This window comes from Silvimonas sp. (genome assembly GCF_031291215.1).
GTDB classification, from domain to species: Bacteria; Pseudomonadota; Gammaproteobacteria; order Burkholderiales; family Chitinibacteraceae; genus Silvimonas; species Silvimonas soli.
Genome location: NZ_JARLJK010000136.1, coordinates 280,712 through 306,523 on the forward strand (window position 1 = coordinate 280,712; position 25,812 = coordinate 306,523).

The window sequence follows — 25,812 nt, forward strand, 5'->3', positions numbered from 1 at the left end:
CAAAAGTGCCCAATCTGAACGTACGTGAAGATTACATCTGGAACTGCGCCAGTTTGCTGCGCAAGGTTTGCGCTTGTTCGCGCAACTGGCGGGCGGCGGTACGGTTGTCTTCTACCAGCGCTGCGTTACTTTGCGCCGTTTGCGCTACCGACTCCACATTACCGGCCAGAATGGCGCTCGCAGAGGATTGTTCACGCGTGGCGTGGGCGATGTCATTCACAATGCCCGCCGTGCGCTCGGTGTGTGCCGCAATGGTGCTGAGCGCGGAGCCCGTTTCGTTGGCCAGCGCTACGCCGCTTTGCATCTGATCGGACACCGCCACAATTTCACCGGCGACCAATTGGGTGTCGCTAACCATGCCGCCAATCAAGGTGCTGATCTCACGCGTGGCATTGCCGGTGCGTTCCGCCAGCTTGCGCACTTCATCGGCCACCACCGCAAAGCCGCGACCTTGTTCGCCCGCGCGGGCGGCTTCAATCGCCGCGTTCAAAGCCAGCAAGTTGGTTTGATCGGCAATGTCCTTGATGACTTTGACAATGCCGGAAATCTCGTTGGACCGCTCGCCCAGACTGGCAATGCGCTCGGCTGCCAGGCGCGAGGCATTGGAGAGCGTGTGCATCTGCTTCTCCATGCGCCCGACCACATTGGTGCCTTCCTGCGACGATCCTTGTGCTTCGCGCGCGGTGCTGGCAGCGTCGCCCGCATGATCGGCAATATGGCTGATACTGACGGTAATTTGCTCTACGGTTGCGGCCATGCTGGAGGCAGATTCGCTTTGCTGGCGGCTGTCGGTGGCAATTCGCGAGATGGCGTTGTCGAAATGGCCGGTGGCTTGATCCACTTCGCCCGCAGTGTTGCGTACGTCCTGCATCAAACCCTGTAATGACACCGCCGCCTGATTGAATTGCACCGTGATGCGGTCCATTTCGTTGGCGCTGGGCCCTTCACGCACGACCGGGATACGCGCAGTGAGGTCGCCCGTGCCAAAGCGTTCAATGGCGCGGACGACGTTGGCCAGCGGGCCAAGGCGATGCTTGAGGCCGACATACAGCATTCCCAATGTTAACAACGCCAATACAACGCTCACCATAATCAGTCGATTGCGCAGCACAATGCTGTGGCCGGTGAACTCGTCGGTGAAGCTGCCACTGGCGACGATCCAGTTCCAGTTGGGAACGGTGGCGTAGGCCACCATTTTGTCTTCTTCCGCGTCGCCGTGGGCGGGATTGGCCAGCGGGTAATGCACCAGACCTTCTTTCTGGGCCAGCATCTGTTTGTACATCCAGACAAGCTTGCCGCCGTTGGTTTCGGTAACCAGCTTGCCTTCGTTTTTCGGATGAATAACGTAGCGGGCGATTCCGTCATCGTTGGTGGGCGCAACTGCGTAGACATAACCGCTATCGCCCACTTTGAGGCTGGCCAGCATCTGGCGCAGGGTAGTGACTTCAGGGGTGAGATCGGCCCGTGCCTGAACCCAGCCCGCGACCTGGCCTGCGGCATTCTTGATGGGTACGGCGTTGGTCATGTAATAGCGGCCATTGCGCATGACCAGACCGGAGAACGTTTCGCCTGAACTGATGGCTTTGGCAATCGGGTCATCTGCCTTGACCTCGCTGCCGATCATCAATTTGCCGCTAGCGTCTTTCAGCAAGGTGTTGACCCGCACAAATTTGCCAGCTTCGTTTTTGGCGACGATGGCGGTGTCGGCACCGGTATGACCACGAAACTGCTCCAGCAGCGTGGTGTCCTGACTTAATACGTGATCACCAGATTTGACGACAGGCAGACCGGTTTCGGTTTTATCCGTTGTAACCACAATCTCGCCCGGTAGCTGCCGCACAAATTGGTCTAGCAATCCTTTGCTGCGGGTTTGCGCATCCATATAAGCCAACTGGAAGGTGTCTTTAACCAGCTGCAATTGCGTGGTGAGGTTGTTTTCGGCAATGGTTCGCGCCGTTTGCTGGACATTGATGCTGGTGTACACCACCAGCCCACCGAAAACCACGATACAGACCAGTGTTCCCAGAATCAGAAACTGCGTAACAAGCGGGCTGCGGCGAATGGCGAACATGGGCAGAGTCTCCTCCCGGTCACATTGCAGCGGTGCCGGAATAATTTGTTTAATCACTTCAAATGTATATCGCCAGCGGGCGGAGTCAGCCCCGACCCGAAACAGGCCAACTTGCACGCCAGAAGTGCAGTCGGCCCGGCGCTGGGGCAGGGTGCTGATTTCAGCATGGCTGATATGCACGCATCATGCAGATTCTTTTATCAGAAATACATGATGCTGCAGGCAAAACGCGACAGAAATTGCTAGCGCAGGAGGAGGAGGATCAAGCTGGCCAGATGGCACCCAGAATGCGCGGACCATGCGCGCCGGTTACTTCCGGCAAATTGGCCGGTTGCCGCGCCAGGCAGCGCCAGGCCAGCCAGGCAAAGGCATAGGCTTCTACCCAGTCCGGATCAACACCCAGTGCAGCGGTGGTTTCCACACGTTGGCTTGGCAACCATTGGCGCAATTGCTGTTGTAGATGCAGGTTGTGAGCGCCTCCACCGCAGAGATAAACCGAAGTGGCGTGCGGCGCATGCGCGCGGATTGCATCGGCAAGGGTCCGGGCGGTCAGGGCACTCAAGGTGGCCTGTACGTCTTGCGGGGCGTGACTGTAGCTGGTCAATTGTCGCCGCAGCCATTCACCATGGAACAGATCGCGACCGGTGCTTTTCGGCGGCAATAGCGCGAAATAGGGCTCGGACAACATGGCTTGCAGCAAATCCGCCTGCAAGTGCCCTTGGGCCGCCCAGGCACCGCCCGCATCGTAGTGTTCACCGCGGTGCTGCAGCGTCCACATATCCATCAGGACATTGCCCGGCCCGGTATCAAAACCGATGATCGAGCCGCTTTGGTCCAGAATGGTGATATTGGCAATGCCGCCGATATTGGCAATGACACAAGGCTCGCCAGTATGGCCAAAGATGGCCTGATGAAACGCCGGGACCAGCGGCGCTCCCTGACCACCAGCCGCAATGTCGCGGCTGCGAAAATCACCCACAACCGTAATTCCGGTTAGTTCGGCCAGTCGCGCGTGGTTGCCCAACTGCACGGTGTAGCCGACTTCTGGCCTGTGCCGCACAGTTTGGCCGTGATTGCCAATGGCTTTGATGTCTGCTGTGGTGAGATGGCTTTGTACCAACAAACGCGAAACTGCCTCGGCGTATAGATCTGCCAAGGCATTCCCAGCCATATGGGCCAGATGTAATTCGTCCTCGGAACGCGCCTGTAACTGCATTAACAAGGCGCGCAGCTGTTCTCCCAACGGCAACGCCACAGCCGCGTGCAATCGGGGCTGGCCACCGGAAAAATCCACCAGCGCGGCATCTACCCCATCCAGGCTGGTCCCGGTCATCAGGCCGATATAGAAATCATGGTTCGCGGTCATGGGGTTTTCCAGTGGGTTAATCGCCTTGTCCGGGGCGACGGCGCGCTTGGCAGGTAGGGGAAAAGGGCGAATTGCAGTAGAATTGCGCGTTTATTGCATCCGTTTCCGGGCTCAACGCGCACTAGAGCGTAACAAAGCTGCCCGGCTATGCCAATCAACTGGAACGCCGCATCCGCTTCCAGACATCAGATCGAACTGCCATGACCGTACAAGAAAAAGCGCCGCTGCATCCGGACACTCTCGCCGCCCTGCAAATCATCAAACGCGGTGCCGATGAAATCCTGCCAGAAGACGAACTGATCAAAAAGCTGGAACGCAGTCGCACTACCGGGGTGCCGCTCAAGATCAAGGCTGGTTTTGACCCGACAGCGCCAGATCTGCATTTGGGCCATACGGTGCTGATCAACAAAATGCGGCAGCTGCAGGATCTGGGGCACGAAGCGCAATTTCTGATTGGCGACTTTACCGGCCGCATTGGTGATCCAACCGGCAAAAACACTACCCGGCCCCCGCTGACCGAAGAAGACGTCAAGCGCAACGCCGAAACCTACGAACGCCAGGTTTTCAAGATTCTGGACCGCGCAAAAACCCGCGTCATGTTCAATTCGACCTGGCATAACGAACTGGGCGCGGCGGGCATGCTCAAGCTGGCATCGTCCATTACGGTGGCGCGCATGTTGGAGCGGGACGATTTCTCCAAGCGCTTTGCCAATAATCAGCCCATCGCTGTGCATGAGTTCATGTATCCGCTGCTGCAGGGTTATGACTCGGTAGCGATGGATGCAGATGTTGAACTGGGCGGCACGGACCAGAAATTCAACTTGCTGATGGGCCGCATGTTGCAGCAGCAGCATGGCAAAGAGCCGCAAGTGGTGCTGATGATGCCACTGCTGGAGGGGCTGGATGGCGTCAACAAGATGTCCAAATCGCTGGGCAACTATATCGGCATCGATGAACCGGCCAACGAAATTTTCGGCAAGGTGATGAGTGTTTCCGATGTGCTGATGTGGCGTTATTTTGAGTTGCTCTCGTTCCGGCCGATGACCGAAATCGAAACCTTCAAGGCAGAGATCGCTGCAGGTCGCAACCCGCGTGACGTAAAGGTGTTGCTGGCACAAGAGCTGGTTGCTCGTTTTCACTCGCAAGCGGCCGCCGAAGCTGCGCTCACCGACTTTGAAACCCGTTTCCAGAAAGGCGCCATGCCGGATGAAATGCCCGAGTTCAACCTGGCCGCGGAAGGCGAAGGTTTGCAGATCGGTAACGTTCTGAAAGAAACACAGCTATGCCCGTCTACCTCGCAGGCGTTCCGCGATATTCAGGCGGGTGCGGTGAAGCTGAATGGCGAAAAAGTGGCAGACAAAAATCTGCTGATCGCCAAAGGCGAAACCGTCGTACTGCAAGTAGGCAAGCGCAAGTTTGCACGCGTGACGGTCGGCTGATTGTTGGTTTGAGTAGTTAACAAGCTGGCAAGCCGAAGCAAGGGAAAGGCGAGGGTAGTTGACCTCGCCTTTTTTGTTTTCTTTCAACGGGATGCAGAGACGCCGAATATTGTATTTTGTTACTGAATTACAGATTGGCACGCAGTATGCTTGTAGTTTTGTAACGCAATTACGATGGACCGCAGGATGAGTACTCTGGAAATCCCCCGCCCACGACGCGCTTTGGGGGTAATGCGTCGCATGCAATGTGGCTATCCGATTCTGGAAGCCGGGCCGTTATCCATGACCACCTACCTGGATGGCTACGGTCCCGAGGCCGCAATGTGGCTGAGCTTTTTCAATCACTACGGCTGGGTTACACCACGCGAATGGACCAACGGCATTCGGGCGTGGGTACTGTCGGATAAAGGCCGGTCGGTGCTGGAGCAGGGTGAAAACTGGTGGCAACAACTCAGTTGGTCGCAACGCCTCTATGTATGCTTCTTCGGCTGAGCCGTAGCAGCAAATAGTGTTACCGCAGCCTGCAAAGTTGCGGCATGAATGGCTACGGTCTGGTTGATATCCCGACCGTACCCACCTCCCATGGTGATGGCTACCGGCACATCAAATTGCTGGCAAAGTCCAAGCACATACTGGTCCCTTTGCAGCATGCCTTGGGCTGACAATCCCAAGCGCCCAAGGCGATCTCCTTCCCAGGCATCGGCCCCGGCTAAATACAGCACCAGATCGGGGCGTTGTTGCTGCAATAGCGCGGGTAAAGTGCATTCGAGTTGCGCGAGGTAAGTGACATCATCGCAAGCGTCCGGCATTTCGATATCCAGATCACTGCGAGCTTTTTGAAACGGGAAGTTGTTGGCGCCGTGAATGGATAGCGTAAACAGCGCTGGGTCATCCGCCAGGATATCTGCCGTGCCATTGCCCTGATGCACATCCAGATCAATCACCAACGCGCGGCGGATCAGGCCTTCCCGCTGTAACACCCGCAGCGCCACGGCGCTGTCGTTGAAGACGCAAAACCCGCTACCGTGATCTGTGTAGGCGTGGTGCGTGCCACCCGCCAGATTTGCGCCGCAGCCTTGCAGCAACGCCGTGCGGCAAGCGGCGAGCGTAGCGCCGGTAGAACGGCGTGACCGCTCCACCAACTCAGCTGACCAAGGCAACCCCAAAACACGCTCTTCGGCCTTGCTAAGCTGGCCGTCCCGCAGTTTTTCCAGGTATTGAGCACTGTGCGCGGTGAGCAATTCGAAGTCTGTGGCCGCCGGAGCGGTCTCGATCAAATCCGCAGCAAACGTGCTGACCGCCTCAAACAGCAAACGATATTTTTGTGCGGGAAAGCGATGGCCAGGCGGTAACGGCAGCGGATATTGATCGGTGCGAAAAATAATCACCGCGTACCTCGCGCCCGGATTACAGGGTCAACCCGCTGACCAATTGATGCAGATGGCCATCGGTAAGCTGCAATTGCCGCTGGCAACGCTGGGCCAGGGTGACATCGTGGGTCACGATGATGAAGCTGGTTTGCAGCGCCCGGTTTAATTCCAGCATCAAACCGAATACCGTTTCTGCAGTGCCCCGATCCAGGTTGCCGGTGGGCTCATCGGCCAGCACACAATCGGGCTCGGTCACCAGCGCGCGGGCAATGGCTGCACGTTGGCGCTCGCCGCCAGACAATTCGCCTGGTTTGTGATGGCTACGACGTCCCAGTCCGACTCGTTCCAGCATGGCCTCGGCTTGCTTGAGCGCCGCTGCTTTGGGCATACGCCGGATCAACAAGGGCATGGCGACGTTTTCGGCGGCGGTGAATTCCGGCAGCAGATGATGAAACTGGTACACAAAACCCAAGTGGCGATTCCGTAGCTCACCACGTTTGCTATCGGGCAGTGTGAACGGATTGGCTCCCAGGATGCGTACGCTGCCAGCCGATGGCACATCCAGCGCGCCAATCAAATGCAGTAACGTGGATTTGCCAGAACCCGATGCACCAACAATCGCTACCGTTTCGCCCTTGGCCAGCGTGAGGTCGACGTTGCTCAGCACGTGGGTTTCCAGCTTGCCGCTGATATAGCTCTTGCTGATACCTTGGGCCTGGATCACCAGATCGGAAACGTTGGTTGGCATGGCTGTTGGCTGCTTATTCATAGCGCAGTGCCTCCGCCGGATTGACACGGGAGGCGCGCCAGCTTGGATAAATAGTGGCGAGCAGCGCCAGCACAAGCGAGATCAGACCGATGCTGCTGACATCGCTCCACTCCACTTTGGAGGGCAACTCGGTAATCAGGTAAACGTCTGGCGAAAGGATGTGGGTGCCCAAGATGCGTTCAATAAACGGGACTATCGTGCCAATGTTCAGAGCGACCAATACACCGCCGAATACGCCGGTGAATGTGCCAACAAAGCCAGAGACCGCACCCTGAATCATGAAGATTTTCATGATCGAGGCCGGTGATGCGCCTAGTGTGCGCAGGATGGCGATATCAGCTTGTTTGTCGGTGACGACCATAACCAGCGTGGACACCAGATTGAACGCAGCCACGGCCACGATCAGGGTCAGAATCAGAAACATCATGCGTTTTTCAATTTCTACCGCGCGGAAATAGGTGGGGTTTTCCATGCTCCAGTCGCTAACCATCTGGTTCGGCATCTGGCCAGCCATTTCCAGCGCGACATTGCGCGCCAGCAAAGGATCATCCAGCCGCAAACGCACCCCCGAGATGGCATCACCCATGCGGAACAGCTTTTGCGCGTCGGACATTTCAATCAGCGCTACGCCCGCGTCGTAGGGGTAGTAATCCGCACGAAACAAGCCGACCACGGTGAACTGGCGAAAACGGGGAATCAATCCGGCGGGGGTAACTTGGCCATCCGGTGTGATCAAAGTGACCTTGTCGCCGGGACGAACACCCAGATCATTGGCCAGCTGCCAGCCCAAAACCACACCAAAGGTCCCGGGGATCAAGTTGGTGAGTTTGCCGCCGTAAACGTTGGCAACCGCCGGGCTGACGCCAGGTTCTTGCGCGGGGTCGATGCCTCGAATCAACGCACCTTTGACCTGACCACCCGCAGTCAGCAAGCCCTGGCCCAGCACATAAGGCGCGGTGGCTTTGACATGCGGATTTTTGGCAGCCTCTTGCGCCACGGTTGGCCACTGTTGCAGATGGTTATCCGCACCGCTGATTTGTACGTGGGCGGCCATGGCCAGAATGCGATCGCGCACCTCACCCTGGAAGCCGTTCATGACGGACAGCACAATGATCAGCGCGGCAACGCCTAGCGCGATACCCAATATGGAAATCAGGGAGATAAACGAGATAAAGCCGTTGCGCCTTCGCGCTCGGGTGTAACGCAGGCCGATCAGGAGTTCGTACATGGGCAGGGGACTTGTTCAAGGCAGGGCAAGTTTAACATGCCTGCCGTAAAACGCCCCGCGAATCCGGAAATGGCCTACGCGGGGCATGGGGTCATCCTGAAAGGCGATTTCAGCTTAGTAGGTGGTTAGCCCGTGCTTGCGAAATTGCTCGCGTACGCGATGGGTCAGTTCGGGCGAAGGCGGTTGAACGTTGGTGAGTTCGTAATCCAGCCCGAGCTCTTGCCACTTGGATTCGCCCATTTTGTGAAAGGGCAATACTTCTACTCTCTCCACATTGCCCAGGCTGGCCACGAAAGTGGCAAGACCTTCCACATCGTCTTCGAAGTCCGAAAAACCGGGCACCAGCACATAGCGCAGCCAAACCGGCTTTTTCATGGCGGCTAAACGTTTGGCGAACAGCAAACTGGGTTCGACCGGTTTTCCGGTAAGGCGCTCATGCCGTTCGTTGTTGAATTCCTTGATATCCAGCAGCACCAGGTCAATGGGTTCAAACCACTCATCAGGCAGGTTGCCCGACAGGAAGCCTTGGGTGTCGAGCGCAGTATGCAGTTTCAGTTCGTGTTTGGCGCGACGGAAGATTTCACCGGTGAAATGGGCTTGCATCATCGGCTCGCCACCGGAAATGGTCAGGCCACCGGCCACCCGCAAGAAACTGGCGTATTTGCCGATCTCCGCAATGACATCATCGACTGTGTAGACCTTGCCGTTATGCAGCTTCCAGGTATCCGGGTTATGGCAGTACAGACAGCGGAACTGACAGCCACTCACAAATAGGGCAAAGCGCATACCCGGACCATCGACCGCAGCGCCGGTCTCGATGGAATGCACAAAGCCAACCTGGCGACCCTGCGCATCGTAAGCAGCCGGGGCGATCTCGCCGACCTTTTTCAGTTCGATGGTTTCCATGTGATCTCCGGGGTACAAATTCTGATTTTTTATGGGTTTGCCCAAGGGCCAACTGGGGCCGACTGGCAAAACCAGCAGGCGATAAAGCATATATAAAACGGACCGGGGGCAAATGCCATACCGGTCCGCGATTTGATGGGTCAGCGGTAAGGCTGACGCGCTACGGTTATACCGTTGCGTGGAAAGTGCGGTTGATCACGTCCAGCTGCTGCTCACGCGTGAGCTTGACGAAATTCACGGCATAGCCGGACACACGAATTGTCAGTTGCGGGTATTTGTCTGGATTTTCCATTGCGTCCAGCAGAGTGTCCCGATTCAACACATTCATGTTCAGGTGAAACAATTGATTCTGAGCCATTTCGAAGTCCTTGTTGCCGGGATGCCGGAGTAAAACTCCGGACATCCCTCTTGCTGGTTTAAACCCGATCGTGGAACGTGCGGTTAATCACGTCCATTTGTTGCTCGCGGGTCAGCTTCACAAAATTGACGGCATAACCAGAAACACGCACGGTCAGTTGTGGGTAGTTTTCCGGGTGCTCCATCGCATCCATCAGGGTGTCGCGATTCATCACGTTCATATTCAGATGGAACAACTTGTCCATAGCGGTTTCAACGGCTTCAGTTGCGGCACATGCTGAACCACCGCCTTCACCGTGCGGGCCAAACAAACCGTCAATCGAGGCAGCCAGAGTCTTGATACGGTCTTGCGGGTTGTGACCCAACGAGTCCGGTGTCATCGAGGCTGTCCATGAAATACCATCCAGCGCAGCTTCGTATGGAATCTTCGAAACTGAGAAGCCCGCAGCGATAAAGCCGTTTTCATCCCGACCATTCATTGGGTTGGCACCCGGTGAGAACGGTGCACCTGAACGGCGACCATCTGGCGTGTTACCGGTCTTCTTGCCATAAACCACGTTAGAGGTAATGGTCAGTACGGACTGGGTTGGCGTGGCGTTACGGTAAAAGGCCGGTTGGGCTTTGATCTTCTTCATGAACGATTCGGTCAGCCATACCGCGATGTCATCGACACGGTCGTCGTTATTGCCGTATGCAGGGTAGGTGCCTTCGATCTTGTAATCGACAGCCAGACCGTTTTCATTACGGATAACGTGAACCTTGGCGTGCTTCACGGCCGACAGCGAATCCGCTGCGACTGACAAACCGGCGATACCACATGCCATGGTGCGCAGGATATCGCGGTCATGCAGGGCCATTTCGATGCGTTCGTACGCATATTTGTCATGCATGTAGTGGATGCAATTGAGCGCGGTAACGTAAGTCTTGGCCAGCCAGTCGAGCATCAGGTCGTACTTGGGCATGAGTTCGTCATAGCTCAGCACATCACTCTTGATTGGCTCAAAACCCTTGGCCACGACTTTGCCGCTCTTTTCATCCACGCCGCCATTGATGGCATACAGCATGGCTTTAGCCAAGTTGACGCGAGCGCCAAAGAACTGCATTTGTTTGCCTACGGCCATTGCCGAAACGCAACATGCAATTGCGTAGTCATCGCCCCATTGCGGACGCATCAGATCGTCGTTTTCGTACTGGATGGCAGAGGTATCAATCGACACCCTCGCGCAGAACTCTTTGAAGCCCTGCGGGAATTGCGTTGACCACAACACAGTCAGGTTAGGTTCCGGTGCAGGCCCGAGGTTGTACAGGGTGTGCAGAACACGGAAGCTACACTTGCTGACCAGAGGGCGACCATCCAGGCCAACGCCACCAATCGATTCGGTAACCCAGGTCGGATCGCCGGAGAACAGTTCGTCGTACTCTGGTGTGCGCAGGAAACGCACGATCCGCAGTTTCATGACCATGTGGTCAATCATTTCTTGCGCTTCGGCTTCGGTGATGCGGCCTTCTTTAATGTCGCGCTCAATATAGATATCGAGGAAGGTCGAGATACGACCGATAGACATAGCTGCGCCGTTTTGTTCTTTCACGGCAGCCAGATAGCTCAGATACAGCCATTGCACAGCTTCTTGCGCGGTAGCAGCAGGACGAGCCAGGTCAAAGCCGTAGGACTTGCCCATTTGCTTGAGTTCAGCCAGCGCCTTGATTTGTTCCGACAGTTCTTCACGCAGACGAATGACTTCTTCGGTGAACGGAACGTTATCCAGTTCAGCCTTTTCACGTTTTTTATCCGCGATCAGGAAGTCCACGCCATACAGTGCCACACGGCGATAGTCACCGATAATACGGCCACGGCCATAGGCGTCAGGAAGACCGGTGATCACGCCCGAACTGCGGCAAGCCATGATTTCCGGGGTATAGGCATCAAATACGCCCATGTTGTGATCTTTACGGTATTTGGTAAAGATTTCGGTAATCAGCGGGGACTCTTCAAAGTGGTAGGCTTTGAGGGAGTTTTGCACCATGCGCAGACCGCCGTTTGGCATGATGGCGCGGCGCAGCGGGGCATCGGTTTGCAAACCAACAATGGTTTCCAGATCTTTGTTGATATAACCTGGGCCGTGCGAGGTAATCGAAGAACCAACCTGAGCGGAGACTTCCAGCACGCCGCGTTTGCGTTCTTCTTTCAGCAGGACGGAGAGTTCGTTCCAGAGTTGGGTGGTGCGTTCGGTCGGTCCGGCAAGGAAGCTGTCATCACCATCGTACGGGGTATAATTTTCCTGGATAAAATCGCGGGTAGCGACTTTTTTCTGCCACTCGCCAGCGGTAAAACCACGCCAGGCTTCAAGCTGCAGATTAACTTCCGGTGCGTTCATGGTTTGATGCTCCTTGGTGACTGTCTGTTTGACATAAACCTTCAGACTACTCCCCCGGAGGGTTCACCTCAGGGGCCTTAGATGCAGTTAGAATAGCACCGCGCTACGGGGAAAGCCTGGCAAATATCTACACAGATCAACAGCTTATTGAAGCTGGAATTTGTTGATCTACGTCAATAATTTGACTGGGAATGTGATGCAGAATGAATATTCTCGTAGTTTTATTTCGTAGTTTTTGCTGGTGTTGAAGAGACAATTGCAGCAAGTGTCTTCTAAGGCTCGAACAGAATCGGCAGATTGCAAGGGCAATAAAAAAAGCACCGGATAGCCGGTGCTTTTTTTATTGCGCTACAACCAGAGCCGTTAAAGAGTAACGGCGTGTTCCCGCGTTTCGTGGAACACGATTTCGGGCCAGCGTTCCTGAGTCAATGCCAGGTTGACCCGGCTGGTTGCCAGATAGGCCAGGCTATTGGCTGCGTCACGGGCCAGATTGTTTTCGAGCGCCCGTTCAAATTCGGCCAGGCGTTTGGCATCAGCACACGAAGCCCATCGCGCGGTATAGATGGTCACCGGTTCAAACATGGCATCAACGCCGTATTCGTTGGCCAACCGGCTAGCCACCACTTCAAACTGCAGCACGCCCACGGCACCCAAAATCAGATCCGAGCCATTCAGTGGCTTGAATACCTGCACGGCGCCTTCTTCACCCAGTTGCTGCAAGCCTTTCTGCAATTGCTTGATTTTCAATGGGTTGCGGATGCGTACGATGCGGAACATTTCCGGTGCAAAGTAAGGAATGCCGGTAAAGCCCAGCACTTCACCTTCAGAGAACGAATCGCCAATCTGGATGTTGCCGTGGTTGGGCAAACCAATAATGTCGCCAGCATAGGCTTCTTCGACTTGCTCGCGCCCTTGCGCCATAAAGGTCACCACCGAGTTGGCCGCGATTTCCCGGCCCAAGCGCAAGTGCTTGAATTTCATGCCCCGTTCAAATTGGCCAGAACAAACGCGCAGAAACGCAATCCGGTCGCGATGGCGCGGGTCCATATTGGCCTGAATCTTGAACACAAAAGCAGAGAACTTCTCTTCGGTTGGCGAGACTGCACGCGCTGTAGCATCACGCTCTGCCGGAGCCGGGGCCCAGTCAATCAGTGCGTTCAGAATTTCACGCACGCCAAAGTTGTTGATGGCCGAGCCAAAGAACACCGGCGTCAGATTGCCGGAGAGGAACTCGCCCAGATCAAACGGGTGCGAAGCGCCGCGCACCAGATCCAGTTCCATGCGGGTTTGTTCGATTTCCAGCGGAAACAACTCATCCAGGCGTGGGTTATCCAGGCCTTGAATAATCTCGTCAGCGTCACTGGAGCGGCCTTCGCCCGACTTGAACAGCAAAACCTGGTCGTTGAGGATGTGATACACCCCGCGGAAAGTCTTGCCCATGCCGATAGGCCAAGTGACCGGAGCGCAGCGAATCTTCAGGACTGATTCGACTTCATCCAGCAATTCCAGGTTGTCGCGCACTTCACGGTCATATTTATTCATGAACGTGATGATCGGGGTGTGGCGCAAGCGGCAAACGTTCAGTAACTTGATGGTTTGCTCTTCCACGCCTTTGGCCGCGTCAATCACCATCAGTGCTGAATCGACAGCGGTCAGCACGCGATAGGTATCTTCTGAGAAGTCCTGGTGGCCTGGAGTGTCGAGCAGATTGACCACGTGATCGCGGTAATCAAACTGCATGACCGACGATGCAACCGAAATACCGCGTTGCTTTTCGATATCCATCCAGTCCGAAGTGGCAAACTTGCCACCTTTCTTGCCCTTGACGGTACCGGCGAGCTGAATCGCACCTGAAAACAGCAACAGTTTTTCAGTCAGCGTGGTTTTACCAGCATCGGGGTGAGAAATGATGGCGAAGGTACGGCGGCGCGCAACTTCGCGAGCAATATCGGGCATGGTCTGGGGCAGTTGAAAGCGAAACCGGCAATTGTACGGCAAAGCGTCGGTGGCGGCTAACCGACGGTGCTGGCCGTCAGTTGTTGCTCCATTTGCAGCAGTACGGTAAATACCGCGCCTCCGTCGGGGTGGTTGCACGCGGTCACGCTGCCGCCGTGGTCTTCCATGATCTGCTTGCTGATTGCCAGCCCAAGACCAGTGCCGCCAGCCTCGGCCCGTACCCGCGCGCTCTGGATGAACTTGTCAAAGATGGCATCCAGTTCGTGTTCCGGAATGCCGGGTCCATGGTCACGCACGGTCAAACCGACCGCAGCGGCGCCTGATGCCAGCGTCGCCTGTTCCAGATAGCGGATTTCGATAACGCTATCGGGCGGACTGAACTTGATAGCGTTGGATAACAGATTAACCACCACCTGCATCAGTCGCGCCTGGTCAAATACGGCGTAGAGCGGTTCGCTGTCGTCTTCAATATCCAGCCGCAGATTGAGCGTGCTGAGTAGCGGGGCAATTTCAGAGGCAGCGCCTTGTACTGCCAATTGCAGGCAGTGCCGGGTTTTGTCGTAGCGCATCTTGTTGGCTTCAAGACGGGACATATCCAGCAAGTCATTCAGCAGCACCAGCAAGCGGTTGCCGCTGGAATGAATGCGCTCAAAATAGCGCCCCAACGCGCCTGGCTCACCGCGACTGGCCTTGGAAATGCCCATTTCCGAGAAACTCAGAATTGCATGCATCGGCGTGCGCAGTTCATGCGACATGTTGGCGAGGAAGGCCGATTTGGAGATATTGGCTTCTTCCGCGGCATCTTTGGCTTCAACCAGCTTGCGTTCAATATCTTTCAGATGCGAGATATTGGTCAGGAACGCAAAGGCGTATTCCAGGTTGTGTTGCTCATCCAGAATGGCGGCCGAACTCACCAGGAAAGGCTGACGCTCGCCATTGGCGTCAACCAGCGTCACCTCAGACAACCGGTTTTCACCGGCACTATCGTTGACCAATGACACCGGGAAAATCTGCAGTGCGGGCTCGCCCCAGATGGTGTGCGGCTGCTCGCCGATCAAGTCTTCGCGCCGCAAGCCCAGCACCTGGCAAAAGGCGTGGTTGACATCGACGATATGACGATGGGTATCGATCAGGATAAAACCGTCGGCCGTGGTATCAATAATGGTGCGTTTCAATCGCTCGGACTGGCGTAGCGCCTGTGCGGCAATACGTTGGGCGGTGACATCTTCGATGACCGTGATCATGCCTTTGCCAGGGTCGCCAGGCACCAGTGCTTTGGCGTACATCATGGCCCAAAAGCCTGAGTGATCGCGGCGGAACAATTCGATTTCGCCGCGAAACACACCGCCGGTATTGATGCGGGCCCAGATGGTGGTGGCTAGCTCGTTGTAACGCGCCTCAGACCCATGAATGACCCGCGTGGGCAGACCAATGATGTCGCTGGCGGCGTAGCCGAACAATATTTCAAAAGCCGGATTAACCAGGCGAATGGTATTGCGCACCGACAACATGATGGCCAGCGGACTGGCATCCAGCACTGTACGGATTTCTGCCGTGCGTTCCAGCACTAGATCTTGCAAGTGGTCGCGGTGGCGCCGCAGTTCGCGTTCGGAGTTTTGTTGCTCGGTGATATCGCGCACCGTGCTGCAGATATACGCTTCCTGAAAGAACTCCACGTAATTGAAAGTGATTTCAACAGGCTGCAGCGCGCCTTCCTGATTACGCTGATGCGTAATGTGGACCATCCGTTTTTCGAGTCGCAGACGCTGCCAGAATTCCTGCCATTGCGGGTCGGTAATGTGTGGATAGAGATCAAGAAAACGTAGCTTGAGCAGTTCTTCGTGGCGGTAGCCTGTGGTGGTTGAGGCCGCCCGGTTGGCGTAACGCACAAACGCTTGGCGATCAGCCCACAAAATAACGTCTGGCGCTTCATCAACGGTGAACTGGGTAAGGTAGAGCCGAGACTCGATCTGCTCGACTCGCTTGATTTGCCGTAGCAGCAAGAACAGCAAAACGCTCACGACCAGGATCAGCACCAGTGCCGATACGGCGCGCCCCAGGAGGTCGCTGTGAAATTTCTGCAGCACGATGTCCAGATCGGACGTCACCATCACGATGATCGGTAGTTCGCCTTCCGACACCAGGAAAGTAACCAGCGTGTCGCTGCCGGACTGGGTGCTGTCCATGTAAAACGCGCCGTGATTCTGGCGGCTTTGTTCAAAACGCGAGACATTGGCGCTGCGTAAATTGCGGCCCAGTTCTCGGGTATCCAGCGGGTAATTCAGTAGCAAGATGCCGTCGTTGCGCAACAACTTGATATGCGTGCCCGCTGGCAGCTTGAGTGAGCGATAAAAGCGGTTGAAATAGTCAGGCTCGATGCCAGCGACCACCGCGCCGCCAAAACTGCCGTCAGGCCGGTCAACGCGATGTGAAACCGGAATATTCCAGGTAGCGGTGATTTTGCCAATCAGCGGGCCGGAGACCAGAAAACGCGGGTCGGTGCTGTCGCGATGGTATTGCAGCCACGCGCGATCAGAAAAGTCGATATCGTGTGCGCCCGGATGCGCTGCACTACTGCGCACCACACCCTGTTCATCGACCGTCACGATATCGCTGATTTGCGGAGTCAGCCGCAACTTGTTGCGTAGCTCGCGGGAGATTTCCTGCGCGTCGGCATTGCCAACACCGCCAGCAATTTCCAGCCGGTCCACCGTGCCCTGAATGGCTTGCTCGGCCGAGATGAACGTGCGGGTGGTGTGCTCATCCAGCGAGCGGGCCAGCAGCAGATTCTGCCGCCGCGCCTCATCCAGACTGGCATCGTAATCACGCAGGGTGAGCCAGGCGAGTATCAGTCCGCAGATCAGCAACAAGATCACGTAAAACGCCACCAGCCCGACTCGCATCGGGCGTAGTGACGATTGGCGCGGCAGGGTGGGTCCGCGTGGGCTGAACAGCCAGGCCATGAACGTTTAGCGCCGCGCTTCCAGTTGTTCCCAGCGTTCCAGCTTTTCCATCAAGCTGGTTTCAATGAGTTCTACCCGATTTTGCATCTCACGTGCCTTTGTTGGGTCGTTCCGGTATAGATCCGGGCTTTGCATTGCATCGTGCAAACTGACTTGTTCCTCTTCCAGCGCGGCGATCTCGGCAGGCAATTTCTCCAGTTCGCGCTGCTCATTAAAGCTGAGGCGGGCAGGGCGCTGGCGATTGCGATCAGCCTGTTTGTCGCCGGCATTGGTCGATTCTTTGGCGGGCGAACTGCTCGCTGCAGCGCTTGCGGCCCGGGCTTGCATCATCCGGGCACGCGCTTGCTGCCAGTCGCTATAACCGCCAGCGTTCTCCAGCAATACGCCGTCGCCCTCAAAAGCTACAACCTGGGTGACCACGTTGTCCAGGAATGCCCGGTCATGTGAGACCAGAAACACAGTGCCCGGATAATCAATCAGCAACTGTTCCAGCAATTCGAGAGTGTCGATGTCTAGATCGTTGGTGGGTTCGTCCAGCACCAGCACGTTGGCCGGACGGGTAAACAGGCGCGCCAGCAACAGCCGGTTGCGCTCACCCCCCGACAAAGACCGCACCGGGCTGCGTGCGCGCTCAGCCGGGAACAGGAATTCTTCCAGATAGCCCATGATGTGTTTGCGGGCGCCGCCAATTTCGACGAACTCGTTACCTTGGCTGACCACATCGGCCACGGTGGCGTTTTCGTCCAGTTGCTCACGGAACTGGTCGAAATACGCCACTTCGATTTTGGTACCGCGTTGAATGGTGCCGGAATCAGCTTCCAGTTCGCCCAGCACCATCTTCAGGAAAGTGGTTTTGCCCACGCCGTTCGGGCCGACCAAACCAATCTTGTCGCCACGAATCAAGCGACTGGTGAAGTCTTTCAGAATGATCTTGTTGCCGAAGGACTTGGTGGCGTTTTCAAACTCGGCAATCAGCTTGCCTGAGCGCTCGCCCGCATCCAGCTGGAACGAGACATTGCCAATGCGTTCACGCCGCGCTGCGCGTTCGCGACGCAGTTTTTCCAGTTGCCGCACGCGGCCTTCATTGCGGGTACGACGCGCTTCCACGCCTTTGCGAATCCAGACTTCTTCTTGCGCCAGCACTTTGTCGAACTTGCGATTTACCGTTTCTTCCTGGGCGATCAGTTCGGCCTTGCGCACTTCATAGGTCGAGAAATTGCCTGGGAAACTGGCGATATTGCCGCGATCCAGCTCGATGATGCGCGTGGCGACATTATCCAGAAAGCGTCGATCGTGAGTAATAAACAGCACGCTGCCGGAGAAGTTGTTGAGCAAACCTTCCAGCCACTCGATGGCGCTGACGTCCAGATGGTTGGTTGGCTCATCCAGCAACAATATTTGCGGCTCGCTCACCAAGGCGCGAGCCAGCGCTACGCGTTTTTTCCAGCCGCCCGACAATTCGGAGACCAGCGTTTGTGGTGGCAAACCCAGATGGGTAAGAGTGCCGGCGATCAGCACATCAAAACGCCAGCCATCGCGAGCTTCCAGTTCGTGCTGCAAATCCATCAGGCGGGACAACGCCTCTTCACTGCCGTCTTGAGTTTCGGCGCAGGCGTGGTAATCAATCAGAATCTGCCGCAAATCGCCCAAGCCTTCGGCGACGGCTTCAAAAACAGTTTGGCCAGGCTGAAACTCAGGCTCTTGCGCTACAAATGCCAGACGAGCGTTCTGGCTGACACGAATGGCGCCTTCATCCAGCGTTGCCACTCCGGCAATTGCCTTGAGCAATGTTGACTTGCCCTGACCATTGCGGCCAATCAGCCCAACGCGCTCGCCTTCCTCCAGCGAGAAAGTGGCGTGGTCAAGCAAGGGCCAGTGACCATAGGCAAGGCTGGCATTTTCGACGTAAAGCAAAGGCATTTCAGATTCCTGAACGGTGATCCATAAGGGTTTATGTTTTTGATTTGAGCTTTTACACCCGCTTGGATACCCGCTTTGTGTGGGCTGTATCCGGGCCAATCTGGCGCGACCTGCCATTCTACCAATTCAAACGCCCGCTTGACTGTCTATCCGCGTAATCCTGGTAACATGGTGTGGTTTTCGATACCGTCAGCCTGTTCCTGGTGAGGTAATCCATTTGCCGGGAAAATTCCCAGCGCAATGCCTCGGTAGTCTATGCTGGACCGAAATGACCACCCGGAGGACGCCCCATGGCCCAGAAACTGTTTTACCAATTTGATGCCGATGAACAAACCAGTTTCATCAGCGCATGTGAGCGCCACGGTTATGTTTACGAAGATTTTGATGTGGTTGCCAATGACTCATTCCTGAATGGCAGCGCCGGGGCGCACCAGCGGGAGGTCAGTGTGGCCAGGTTTGACCGCATCAAGCTCTATCTGGGTGAGAGCAACACCGGTTGGCTGCACGAATTTGAAACCGATCTGGCGAAAGGCAATTTTTCCCAGCTCTGAATGAGCGGGGTCGTGCGGTAACGATACGGCAGATATGATAGACGGATTGCCATAATGACAAAGAGAGGGCTGGATGGCGCAAGCGAGTATTGATGATTTGCCTTGGGATCAGCGTGTTGCGCTGGACGCCGCACTGGAAGCGTTGTCTTTGACCCATGAGGATTTTCGCTTCCGGATTGAAGATGGCTCATGGTTGAGTCAGAACGGCGTCAATCCGGCACGTATCACGGTGGAACGGCTAGCCGACGGCAAAGTCGAACACTACAGTTTTGCCGACGGCGAAACCAACTGGACGCAACGTCTGGTGCATAATTTCGCGGCATGAACGGCCTGTCTGCGTCTTTCTGCGATAAGGCGAAAGACAGGCGTTATCTGCTACGGCGGGCTCCTGAATTCAACCTTCTGTGATCTGATTACTGGCTTTCGATGCGCGCTGCCCTCTACAATGCTCGCCATGAACCAGGCCAAACCCCTGATTTACCTTTTATTGTTGGCGCTCGCTTTTGGCAGCAGCAATGCAGTTGCTGCCAACCATGGAGGCAAACGCCCACGCGCCGTTGCCAGCCAGAAAAGCGAACATCCGGCACTCAATACTCCCACCGACCTTGGGGATCAGGATTTTGATCCGGCCAACCCGCCGGGGCAGATTCGCGTATTGGTCGCGCTGGGTCCATCCACCTTTTTCTTCCAGAATGGCCGCCCGCACGGGGTGGAGTACGCCATGCTGCTGGAGCTGGAAAAATACCTCAATCGCAATCGCCCCAAGGCCCGTCCGCCGACCAAACTGATGTTTGTGCCGGTCGATGCCGGGGAGTTGATTCCATCATTGCGTGCCGGCAAGGGTGATATCGCCGCCGGTTTGATGCCGGTGAATGAGGGGGCCAAGCAACTGGTGGCATTTACCCAGCCCTATTTGCGTGATCAGTGGTGTGTGGTGCAGAGCCGTAACGCCACGCCTTTGACTGACATGCAGTCGGTCAATGGCAAAACCCTGACGGAATCCGCCGGTAGTTACGCCCGGCGTCTGTTGCTGGATTACCCCAAGGTCAACGTGCGGGATGCGCCAATTGGCAGCACCGCCGAAAACGTACTCGGCCAGGTGCAGTCGGACGATACCCAAGCCACTTTGGCTAGCCGTTATGTGGTGGATTTATGGGGCAAAAAATTCGAGAAACTGCGCCCTGACGCCTGTATCGACACTAACGTGGACGTAGCGTGGGCGGTCGACCAGGGCAAGCCGCAACTGCTGGCTGAGATCAATCGGTTTATTTCGACCAGTGGTGCCGGTATCGCTGAGCGGGCGCTAAAGCTGACACAGCGCTATTTGCCCAGCGATGCCAAGGTGGCCAATCCTAACCAGCTTAGTGCTTATGACAAGCTCGGTTTCTTTGCACCGATGTTCCAGCTAGTGGCTTCAGCCAACAATATGGACTGGATGTTGCTCGCCGCCATCGGCCAGCGGGAAAGCACGCTCAAACCGGTGATTCGGCAAAATGGCCCGACCGGGTTAATGCAGATCAACCCGTCTACAGCCCGCAAAATGGGCGTAACCAATCCGCACGACAATCAACAGAATGTCACTGCTGCCGCGCGTTACCTGGCGTATTTGCGCGATATTTTCAGCACACCGGGCATAGAGCCGGATGACCAGCTCAATTTCATGATCGCGGCGTACAACGCCGGGGAAGGGCGCATTCAGCAATTGCGCAAAAAGGCCCAGGCGCAAGGGCTGGATCCGAACCGTTGGGAAGGCAATGTGGAGAAAGTGGCGAAGCAGACCGTTGGCAACCGCCTGCTGGATTATGTTTCTACCGTCAATCGCTACTACCTGGCTTACCAGGGTGCATCCCGTGCTGCCTCGGCGCCGTTGGATGCTTCGGCTACGGCGGCTGTCGCTCAATAGATGGAGCGTGCGGTGATTAAAAAACCAACCCGGCATCAGGCCGGGTTGGTTTTTTAATGATAAAGCACGATTACACCTGCAAGGCCGCCAGGAGATCGCCTTCCAGATGGCGCACGGCGCGCTCGTCATCCAGAATCGGCCCGGAAATCAGGAAGTTATCTTCCGCCCGTTCGCCTAATGTCATGATCTTGGCCGACTGGATTTCGATGCGGTTGCTGGCCAGAATGCGGGCGATTGTCGACAGCAAACCGGTACGGTCACCCGCAGTGATCGACAACACCTGATATTGCCCACCGCGCTCATCTGCGCTGATTTCCACGCGCGGTTGAATCGGGAAGTGCTTGAGCTGGCGGGAGACACGCGCTTTACCGCCGGCAACCAGCGGCGCTTGGCGCGCAATCTGGCTGGCCAGTTCGTATTCCACATAACCAATCAGATCGCGATAAGCCTCGTTCGCGTGGTCCGGGATGTACACGTAGAAACTGTCCAGCGCATAGCCGTGGCGCGTGGTGTGAATATGCGCATCAAAAATGCTGTAACCGGCTTTTTCAAAGAAGGCGCAGATGCGCGCAAACAAATCGGCAACGTCTTTGGTGTAAACCATGACTTGCAGACCCTCACCAGACTCCGACAGCTTCGCGCGCACAATGGGCACGTCGGTATCCAGCCGCGAGAACAACTGACGGGTGTGCCAGGCGATTTCGCGGGCGTCATGACGCAGGAAATACACCGTGTCCAGTTGCGACCAGAACGGCTCGTGCACGTCATCGCGCAAGCCATACAGCCGCAGCAGTCGCAAAGCCTCGGCCTGGCGGTCTTCCAGCCACGTTTGCGCCGGGATATTTTTGCTGTTGAGGTAACGCTGGGTCGCTTTGAACAAATCTTCCAGCAGCTTGGCCTTCCACGCATTCCAGACCTTGGGGCTGGTACCGCGAATATCCGCTACGGTGAGCAGATACAAAGCGCTGAGATGGCGTTGGTCGCCCACCATGGCAGCAAATTCTTCCACCACTTCCGGGTCATAAACGTCGCGTTTTTGCGCGAATGACGACATCACCAGATGCTGACGTACCAGCCACGGAATCAGTTTGACGTCATCCGGATGCAGCGGGTGCGCGGCGCAGAAATCTGCGGCAATTTTTTCGCCCAAAGTGGAGTGATCTCCACCGCGGCCTTTGCCGATATCGTGGAACAGCGCCGCCATATATAGCGCCTCAGGCCGATCAAATTCGGCAATCAACCGCGAGCAAAACGGATATTCGTGCGTGAACGCCGCGACCGCAAAACGGCGCACATTGCGCAACACCATCAACGTGTGTTCATCGACCGTATAGACGTGAAACAGATCGTGCTGCATGCGCCCGACAATGTCGCCAAATTGCGGAATATAGCGACCCAATACGCCGTACTGATTCATGCGCCGCAAAATGCGTGTCAAACCCGCCGGTTGCCGGAACAGGTCGATAAACAATTGCTTGTTACGCGGATTGGCGCGGAAATTGTCATCAATCAGTGAGCGGGCGTGCCACAACGCTCGCAAGGTCTCTGGAGCAATATCGGCGGCATAGTTTTCTTGCTCGAACACCAGGAACAATTCAAGAATGGCAGACGGGTCTTGCTCGAACACGGTCGAATGGGTGATTTCCAGCACCGGTCCGCGCAGCTGAAAGCGTTCGTTGATCGGCGTGATTTCCACGCCAATCTGCGAAAAAATCCGTTTACGCAATGCCTGGACCAGCAATGGCGTGAGCTGGCTGACCACACGCGCTGCCAGATAATACTGCGCCATCAACTGTTCACTGGCCCGCTGCCGGTTGTTGTCGACATAGCCAAAATCTGCGGCCAGCGGGTTTTGGTAGTCGAACAGGATGCGGTCTTCGTGGCGCTTGGCAGTCCAGTGCAACTGGATGCGAATGCAGCGCAAAACCCGCTCCGCGTGGCGCAATTTCTGGCTTTCTTCGCGGGTGAGCATGCCCATGGCGGCCAGCTTGCGCCAGTTGTTGCCCAGGCCCAATGCCGCGGCAATCCAGCCAATCAGATGTAGATCGCGCAGGCCACCCGGCGCTTCTTTGATGTTGGGCTCAAGCTTGTAGGTTGCACTCAGGAAGCGACCGTATCGCGCCTGTTGTTCCAGCAATTTGGCGTCAAAGAACTCTTTCGGGTCGATGTGTCGGTAAACGGTTTCGCGAAAGCGGGCAAAACGTTGTTGATCGCCCGTCAGGCAACGCGATTCCAGCAACGCCGTTTGCACGGTAATGTCTTTTTCCGCTTCAGCCAGACAATCAGCCATGGTGCGCACGCTGTGGCCCACTTCCAGTCCGATATCCCACAACTCCCCGACAAACACCTCCAGCTTTTCCAGCAAGGCGGGTGAGGGTTGATCCGGCAATAGAATCAGCAGATCAATATCAGAATACGGATATAACTCGCCACGGCCATAGCCGCCGACGGCCACCAGCAGCACTTGCCCAGGAAACTGGTGCCTGTCCCACAACTCGATCAGCGTGCGATCAGTCAGATGCACCAAGGCTTGCAGCAATGGCGCCGCCTTGGACGGGTCGCTGAACTTGCGCCGCAACTCGGCTTTCTGGGCGGCGTGATACTCACGCAGGGCAACGACGGAGCGCAGGGCAGTCATGGCAGGTTGGGGTTCCGGTTTAGCCAAGCAGGTACTGGGCAGGTTTGGCTTGTACGCCAGCCGATGTGGTCAGGATCTCATAACCGGTTTCGGTCACCAGCACGGTGTGTTCCCACTGGGCCGAGAGCGAGCGGTCTTTGGTAACGATGGTCCAGCCATCCGGCATGGCGCGGATTTCACGTTTGCCAGCGTTGATCATGGGTTCCACGGTGAAGATCATGCCCGGCTTCAGTTCGATACCGGTGCCCGCCTTACCGTAGTGCAGCACTTGCGGGTCTTCATGGAAATGGTCGCCAATGCCGTGGCCGCAGAACTCACGTACCACCGAATAACCGGCTTTTTCGGCGTATTTCTGGATGGCCTCGCCAATGTCGCCCAGATGTGCGCCTGGCTTGATCTGCTCGATACCGATCCACATGCAGTCAAAAGTGACCTGGGCCAGCCGTTTGGCATGCGCGGGCACTTTGTCACCGACCATGAACATGCGGCTGTTGTCACCGTGATAGCCATCTTTGATCACGGTGACGTCGATATTGACCGTATCGCCATCCTTCAACGGTTTGTCGTTGGGAATGCCGTGGCAGATCACGTTATTGATCGAGGTGCAGATCGACTTCGGGTAGGGCGTATACCCCGGAGGCTGATAATGCAGCGGCGCCGGAATGGTGTGCTGCACGTTCACCATGTAATCGTGGCACAGACGGTCCAGTTCTTCGGTGGTCACGCCGGGTTTGACGTAGGGCGTAATGAAGTCGAGCAGTTCCGCGCCCAGCCGGCCGGCTACACGCATTTTTTCGATTTCTTCCGGTGTTCTGATAGAAACTGACATTTTGATTTTCCCACGGCCTGGTTAGCCGGATCGCGCAAATGACAAGAGAGGCGATTGCCTCTCTGTGCCTTAACATTTGAAAAGCAAGACGTATCTTACCGCCGGGCAGGCTCTGGCAGCACGATGTTCACTTCCAGTACTTCGAAATCATCTTTCTTTTCGAGTTGTACTTTAATGTCATCGGGATTAATCGCCACATATTTGGAAATGACGGCGATCAGCTCTTTTTGCAACTGCGGCAGGTAATCCGGTGCGTCGCGACCGGCGCGTTCGTGCGCCAGAATGATCTGCAAGCGCTCGCGGGCCACGTTGGCGGTTTTTTTCTTCTCGCCAAAGAAATAACTCAATATGGACATGACTTAACCTCCGAGCAGCCGCTTCCAGAACGGCTGTTTCGGTACTTCGACAAAACGCAGGGGCTTTTCTTCACCGAGGAAACGGGATACGACATCTTTGTATGCCTCCGAGACATCCGAGCCTTCGTTATGAATGGCTGGCGTGCCCGAGTTGGAGGCCTGCAAAACGGCTTCGGACTCTGGAATCACACCAATCAGCGGGATGCGCAACAGATGCTGGACATCATCCAGCGACAGCATTTCGCCCGTGTCGACGCGCTTGGGTGAATAACGGGTAATCAGCAAATGGGTTTTGACCGAGCCACCTTCTTCGGCTTTCTTCGACTTTGCGTCCAGAATGCCGATGATGCGGTCAGAGTCACGTACCGATGAGACTTCCGGATTGGTGGTCACAATGGCTTCGTCGGCAAAATACAGCGCCAGGAAAGCCCCGGTTTCGATACCGGCCGGGCTGTCACACACAATGTAGTCAAAACCGTCGTGAACCAGGTCTTTCAGGACCTTTTCGACGCCTTCTTTGGACAGCGCGTCTTTATCACGGGTTTGGGAAGCGGGCAGGATGTACAGGTTGTCGCAGTTTTTGTCTTTGATCAGCGCCTGACGCAGCGAAGCTTCGCCCTGAATCACGTTCACAAAGTCGTATACCACGCGACGCTCGCAACCCATGATCAGGTCCAGATTGCGCAAACCCACATCGAAATCGATTACCGCAGTCTTGAAACCGCGCAGCGCGAGCCCGGAGGCGAAGCTGGCACTGGTAGTGGTCTTGCCCACGCCACCTTTGCCGGAGGTGACAACAATGATTTTGGCCACAA

At 56.1% G+C, this 25,812-nt stretch carries 19 protein-coding genes and 1 pseudogene; 5 read left to right on the forward strand and 15 right to left on the reverse strand.

What is annotated here, in order from left to right; translation table 11 throughout:
- Window positions 1–31: 31 nt before the first annotated feature.
- Together P4L78_RS16870 and P4L78_RS16875 are read right to left on the reverse strand one after the other, a co-directional pair.
- The gene (locus tag P4L78_RS16870) at window positions 32–2,071 is read right to left on the reverse strand and encodes a methyl-accepting chemotaxis protein (protein WP_283149287.1); all 2,040 of its coding nucleotides are present in this window, start codon (window positions 2,069–2,071) and stop codon (window positions 32–34) included.
- A 262-nt stretch (window positions 2,072–2,333) separates the two neighbouring features.
- Window positions 2,334–3,437 (reverse strand): anhydro-N-acetylmuramic acid kinase, encoded by a 1,104-nt coding sequence (locus tag P4L78_RS16875; RefSeq protein ID WP_309329232.1) that lies wholly within the window; start codon window positions 3,435–3,437, stop codon window positions 2,334–2,336.
- A gap of 200 nt (window positions 3,438–3,637) precedes the next feature.
- Here P4L78_RS16875 and tyrS point away from each other — a divergent pair, with 200 nt between their 5' ends.
- Both tyrS and P4L78_RS16885 read left to right on the forward strand, forming a co-directional pair.
- Window positions 3,638–4,876 carry a tyrosine--tRNA ligase gene (gene tyrS, locus P4L78_RS16880; protein WP_309329235.1) on the forward strand — a complete coding sequence of 413 codons (1,239 nt, stop codon included), beginning with the start codon at window positions 3,638–3,640 and terminating at the stop codon, window positions 4,874–4,876.
- A 186-nt stretch (window positions 4,877–5,062) separates the two neighbouring features.
- Window positions 5,063–5,368 carry a hypothetical protein gene (locus P4L78_RS16885; RefSeq protein WP_283149290.1) on the forward strand — a complete coding sequence of 102 codons (306 nt, stop codon included), beginning with the start codon at window positions 5,063–5,065 and terminating at the stop codon, window positions 5,366–5,368.
- On the opposite strand, the gene P4L78_RS16890 is transcribed toward P4L78_RS16885, so the two are convergent.
- The 9 genes and pseudogenes from P4L78_RS16890 to P4L78_RS16930 form a co-directional block, all read right to left on the reverse strand.
- Window positions 5,347–6,264 (reverse strand): histone deacetylase, encoded by a 918-nt coding sequence (locus tag P4L78_RS16890; RefSeq protein ID WP_309329239.1) that lies wholly within the window; start codon window positions 6,262–6,264, stop codon window positions 5,347–5,349. The two genes, P4L78_RS16885 and P4L78_RS16890, sit on opposite strands and share 22 nt — an antisense overlap.
- Window positions 6,265–6,283: 19 nt before the next feature.
- On the reverse strand, window positions 6,284–6,994 hold the full coding sequence (gene lolD, locus P4L78_RS16895; protein WP_309329242.1) for a lipoprotein-releasing ABC transporter ATP-binding protein LolD: 711 nt from the start codon (window positions 6,992–6,994) through the stop codon (window positions 6,284–6,286).
- A gap of 13 nt (window positions 6,995–7,007) precedes the next feature.
- Window positions 7,008–8,243: a lipoprotein-releasing ABC transporter permease subunit gene (locus P4L78_RS16900; protein ID WP_309329245.1), complete on the reverse strand. Its 1,236-nt coding sequence runs from the start codon at window positions 8,241–8,243 to the stop codon at window positions 7,008–7,010.
- Between the two features lie 114 nt (window positions 8,244–8,357).
- Entirely contained in the window at window positions 8,358–9,149 is a 792-nt protein-coding gene (pflA, locus tag P4L78_RS16905; RefSeq protein ID WP_309329247.1) for a pyruvate formate-lyase-activating protein, read from the reverse strand.
- 166 nt (window positions 9,150–9,315) lie between these two features.
- Window positions 9,316–9,486 (reverse strand): annotated as a pseudogene (locus P4L78_RS16910) (glycine radical domain-containing protein); the annotation flags it as partial.
- A 79-nt stretch (window positions 9,487–9,565) separates the two neighbouring features.
- Window positions 9,566–11,881, reverse strand: a complete 2,316-nt coding sequence (gene pflB / locus P4L78_RS16915) for a formate C-acetyltransferase (protein ID WP_309329250.1) — start codon at window positions 11,879–11,881, stop codon at window positions 9,566–9,568.
- Between the two features lie 363 nt (window positions 11,882–12,244).
- Window positions 12,245–13,837, reverse strand: a complete 1,593-nt coding sequence (locus tag P4L78_RS16920) for a peptide chain release factor 3 (protein ID WP_283149297.1) — start codon at window positions 13,835–13,837, stop codon at window positions 12,245–12,247.
- Window positions 13,838–13,893: 56 nt separating this feature from the next.
- Window positions 13,894–16,800, reverse strand: coding sequence for a PAS domain S-box protein (locus P4L78_RS16925; RefSeq protein ID WP_309329253.1), 2,907 nt, complete (start codon window positions 16,798–16,800; stop codon window positions 13,894–13,896).
- Between the two features lie 6 nt (window positions 16,801–16,806).
- Window positions 16,807–18,720, reverse strand: coding sequence for an ATP-binding cassette domain-containing protein (locus tag P4L78_RS16930; RefSeq protein ID WP_309329257.1), 1,914 nt, complete (start codon window positions 18,718–18,720; stop codon window positions 16,807–16,809).
- A 290-nt stretch (window positions 18,721–19,010) separates the two neighbouring features.
- On the opposite strand from P4L78_RS16930, the gene P4L78_RS16935 reads away from it, so the two are divergent.
- From P4L78_RS16935 to P4L78_RS16945, 3 genes are all read left to right on the forward strand, one after another.
- Window positions 19,011–19,271 (forward strand): hypothetical protein, encoded by a 261-nt coding sequence (locus P4L78_RS16935; protein WP_283149300.1) that lies wholly within the window; start codon window positions 19,011–19,013, stop codon window positions 19,269–19,271.
- Window positions 19,272–19,344: 73 nt separating this feature from the next.
- Window positions 19,345–19,596 (forward strand): hypothetical protein, encoded by a 252-nt coding sequence (locus P4L78_RS16940; RefSeq protein WP_309329260.1) that lies wholly within the window; start codon window positions 19,345–19,347, stop codon window positions 19,594–19,596.
- A gap of 129 nt (window positions 19,597–19,725) precedes the next feature.
- A complete protein-coding gene (locus P4L78_RS16945; protein ID WP_309329263.1) occupies window positions 19,726–21,174 on the forward strand; it encodes a transglycosylase SLT domain-containing protein in 1,449 nt (482 codons plus the stop codon).
- A 70-nt stretch (window positions 21,175–21,244) separates the two neighbouring features.
- Here the strand turns inward: P4L78_RS16945 and P4L78_RS16950 are convergent, their stop codons facing one another.
- From P4L78_RS16950 to minD, 4 genes are all read right to left on the reverse strand, one after another.
- Window positions 21,245–23,812, reverse strand: coding sequence for a [protein-PII] uridylyltransferase (locus tag P4L78_RS16950; protein WP_309329265.1), 2,568 nt, complete (start codon window positions 23,810–23,812; stop codon window positions 21,245–21,247).
- A 19-nt stretch (window positions 23,813–23,831) separates the two neighbouring features.
- Window positions 23,832–24,641 carry a type I methionyl aminopeptidase gene (map, locus tag P4L78_RS16955; protein WP_309329267.1) on the reverse strand — a complete coding sequence of 270 codons (810 nt, stop codon included), beginning with the start codon at window positions 24,639–24,641 and terminating at the stop codon, window positions 23,832–23,834.
- Window positions 24,642–24,736: 95 nt separating this feature from the next.
- Window positions 24,737–24,997, reverse strand: a complete 261-nt coding sequence (gene minE / locus P4L78_RS16960; RefSeq protein WP_283149305.1) for a cell division topological specificity factor MinE — start codon at window positions 24,995–24,997, stop codon at window positions 24,737–24,739.
- Between the two features lie 3 nt (window positions 24,998–25,000).
- Entirely contained in the window at window positions 25,001–25,810 is an 810-nt protein-coding gene (gene minD, locus P4L78_RS16965; protein WP_283149306.1) for a septum site-determining protein MinD, read from the reverse strand.
- Window positions 25,811–25,812 lie beyond the last annotated feature (2 nt).

Bases quoted from the DNA above. Each gene is read 5' to 3' on its own strand.
- tyrS (WP_309329235.1), top strand. From the start codon at position 3,638: ATGACCGTACAAGAAAAAGCGCCGCTGCATCCGGACACTCTCGCCGCC.
- P4L78_RS16950 (WP_309329265.1), bottom strand. From the start codon at position 23,812: ATGACTGCCCTGCGCTCCGTCGTTGCCCTGCGTGAGTATCACGCCGCC.
- lolD (WP_309329242.1), bottom strand. From the start codon at position 6,994: ATGCCAACCAACGTTTCCGATCTGGTGATCCAGGCCCAAGGTATCAGC.
- P4L78_RS16940 (WP_309329260.1), top strand. From the start codon at position 19,345: ATGGCGCAAGCGAGTATTGATGATTTGCCTTGGGATCAGCGTGTTGCG.
- map (WP_309329267.1), bottom strand. From the start codon at position 24,641: ATGTCAGTTTCTATCAGAACACCGGAAGAAATCGAAAAAATGCGTGTA.
- pflA (WP_309329247.1), bottom strand. From the start codon at position 9,149: ATGGAAACCATCGAACTGAAAAAGGTCGGCGAGATCGCCCCGGCTGCT.
- P4L78_RS16920 (WP_283149297.1), bottom strand. From the start codon at position 13,837: ATGCCCGATATTGCTCGCGAAGTTGCGCGCCGCCGTACCTTCGCCATC.
- P4L78_RS16870 (WP_283149287.1), bottom strand. From the start codon at position 2,071: ATGTTCGCCATTCGCCGCAGCCCGCTTGTTACGCAGTTTCTGATTCTG.
- P4L78_RS16935 (WP_283149300.1), top strand. From the start codon at position 19,011: ATGGCCCAGAAACTGTTTTACCAATTTGATGCCGATGAACAAACCAGT.
- P4L78_RS16900 (WP_309329245.1), bottom strand. From the start codon at position 8,243: ATGTACGAACTCCTGATCGGCCTGCGTTACACCCGAGCGCGAAGGCGC.
- minE (WP_283149305.1), bottom strand. From the start codon at position 24,997: ATGTCCATATTGAGTTATTTCTTTGGCGAGAAGAAAAAAACCGCCAAC.
- pflB (WP_309329250.1), bottom strand. From the start codon at position 11,881: ATGAACGCACCGGAAGTTAATCTGCAGCTTGAAGCCTGGCGTGGTTTT.
- P4L78_RS16875 (WP_309329232.1), bottom strand. From the start codon at position 3,437: ATGACCGCGAACCATGATTTCTATATCGGCCTGATGACCGGGACCAGC.
- P4L78_RS16925 (WP_309329253.1), bottom strand. From the start codon at position 16,800: ATGGCCTGGCTGTTCAGCCCACGCGGACCCACCCTGCCGCGCCAATCG.
- P4L78_RS16945 (WP_309329263.1), top strand. From the start codon at position 19,726: ATGAACCAGGCCAAACCCCTGATTTACCTTTTATTGTTGGCGCTCGCT.
- P4L78_RS16930 (WP_309329257.1), bottom strand. From the start codon at position 18,720: ATGCCTTTGCTTTACGTCGAAAATGCCAGCCTTGCCTATGGTCACTGG.
- P4L78_RS16885 (WP_283149290.1), top strand. From the start codon at position 5,063: ATGAGTACTCTGGAAATCCCCCGCCCACGACGCGCTTTGGGGGTAATG.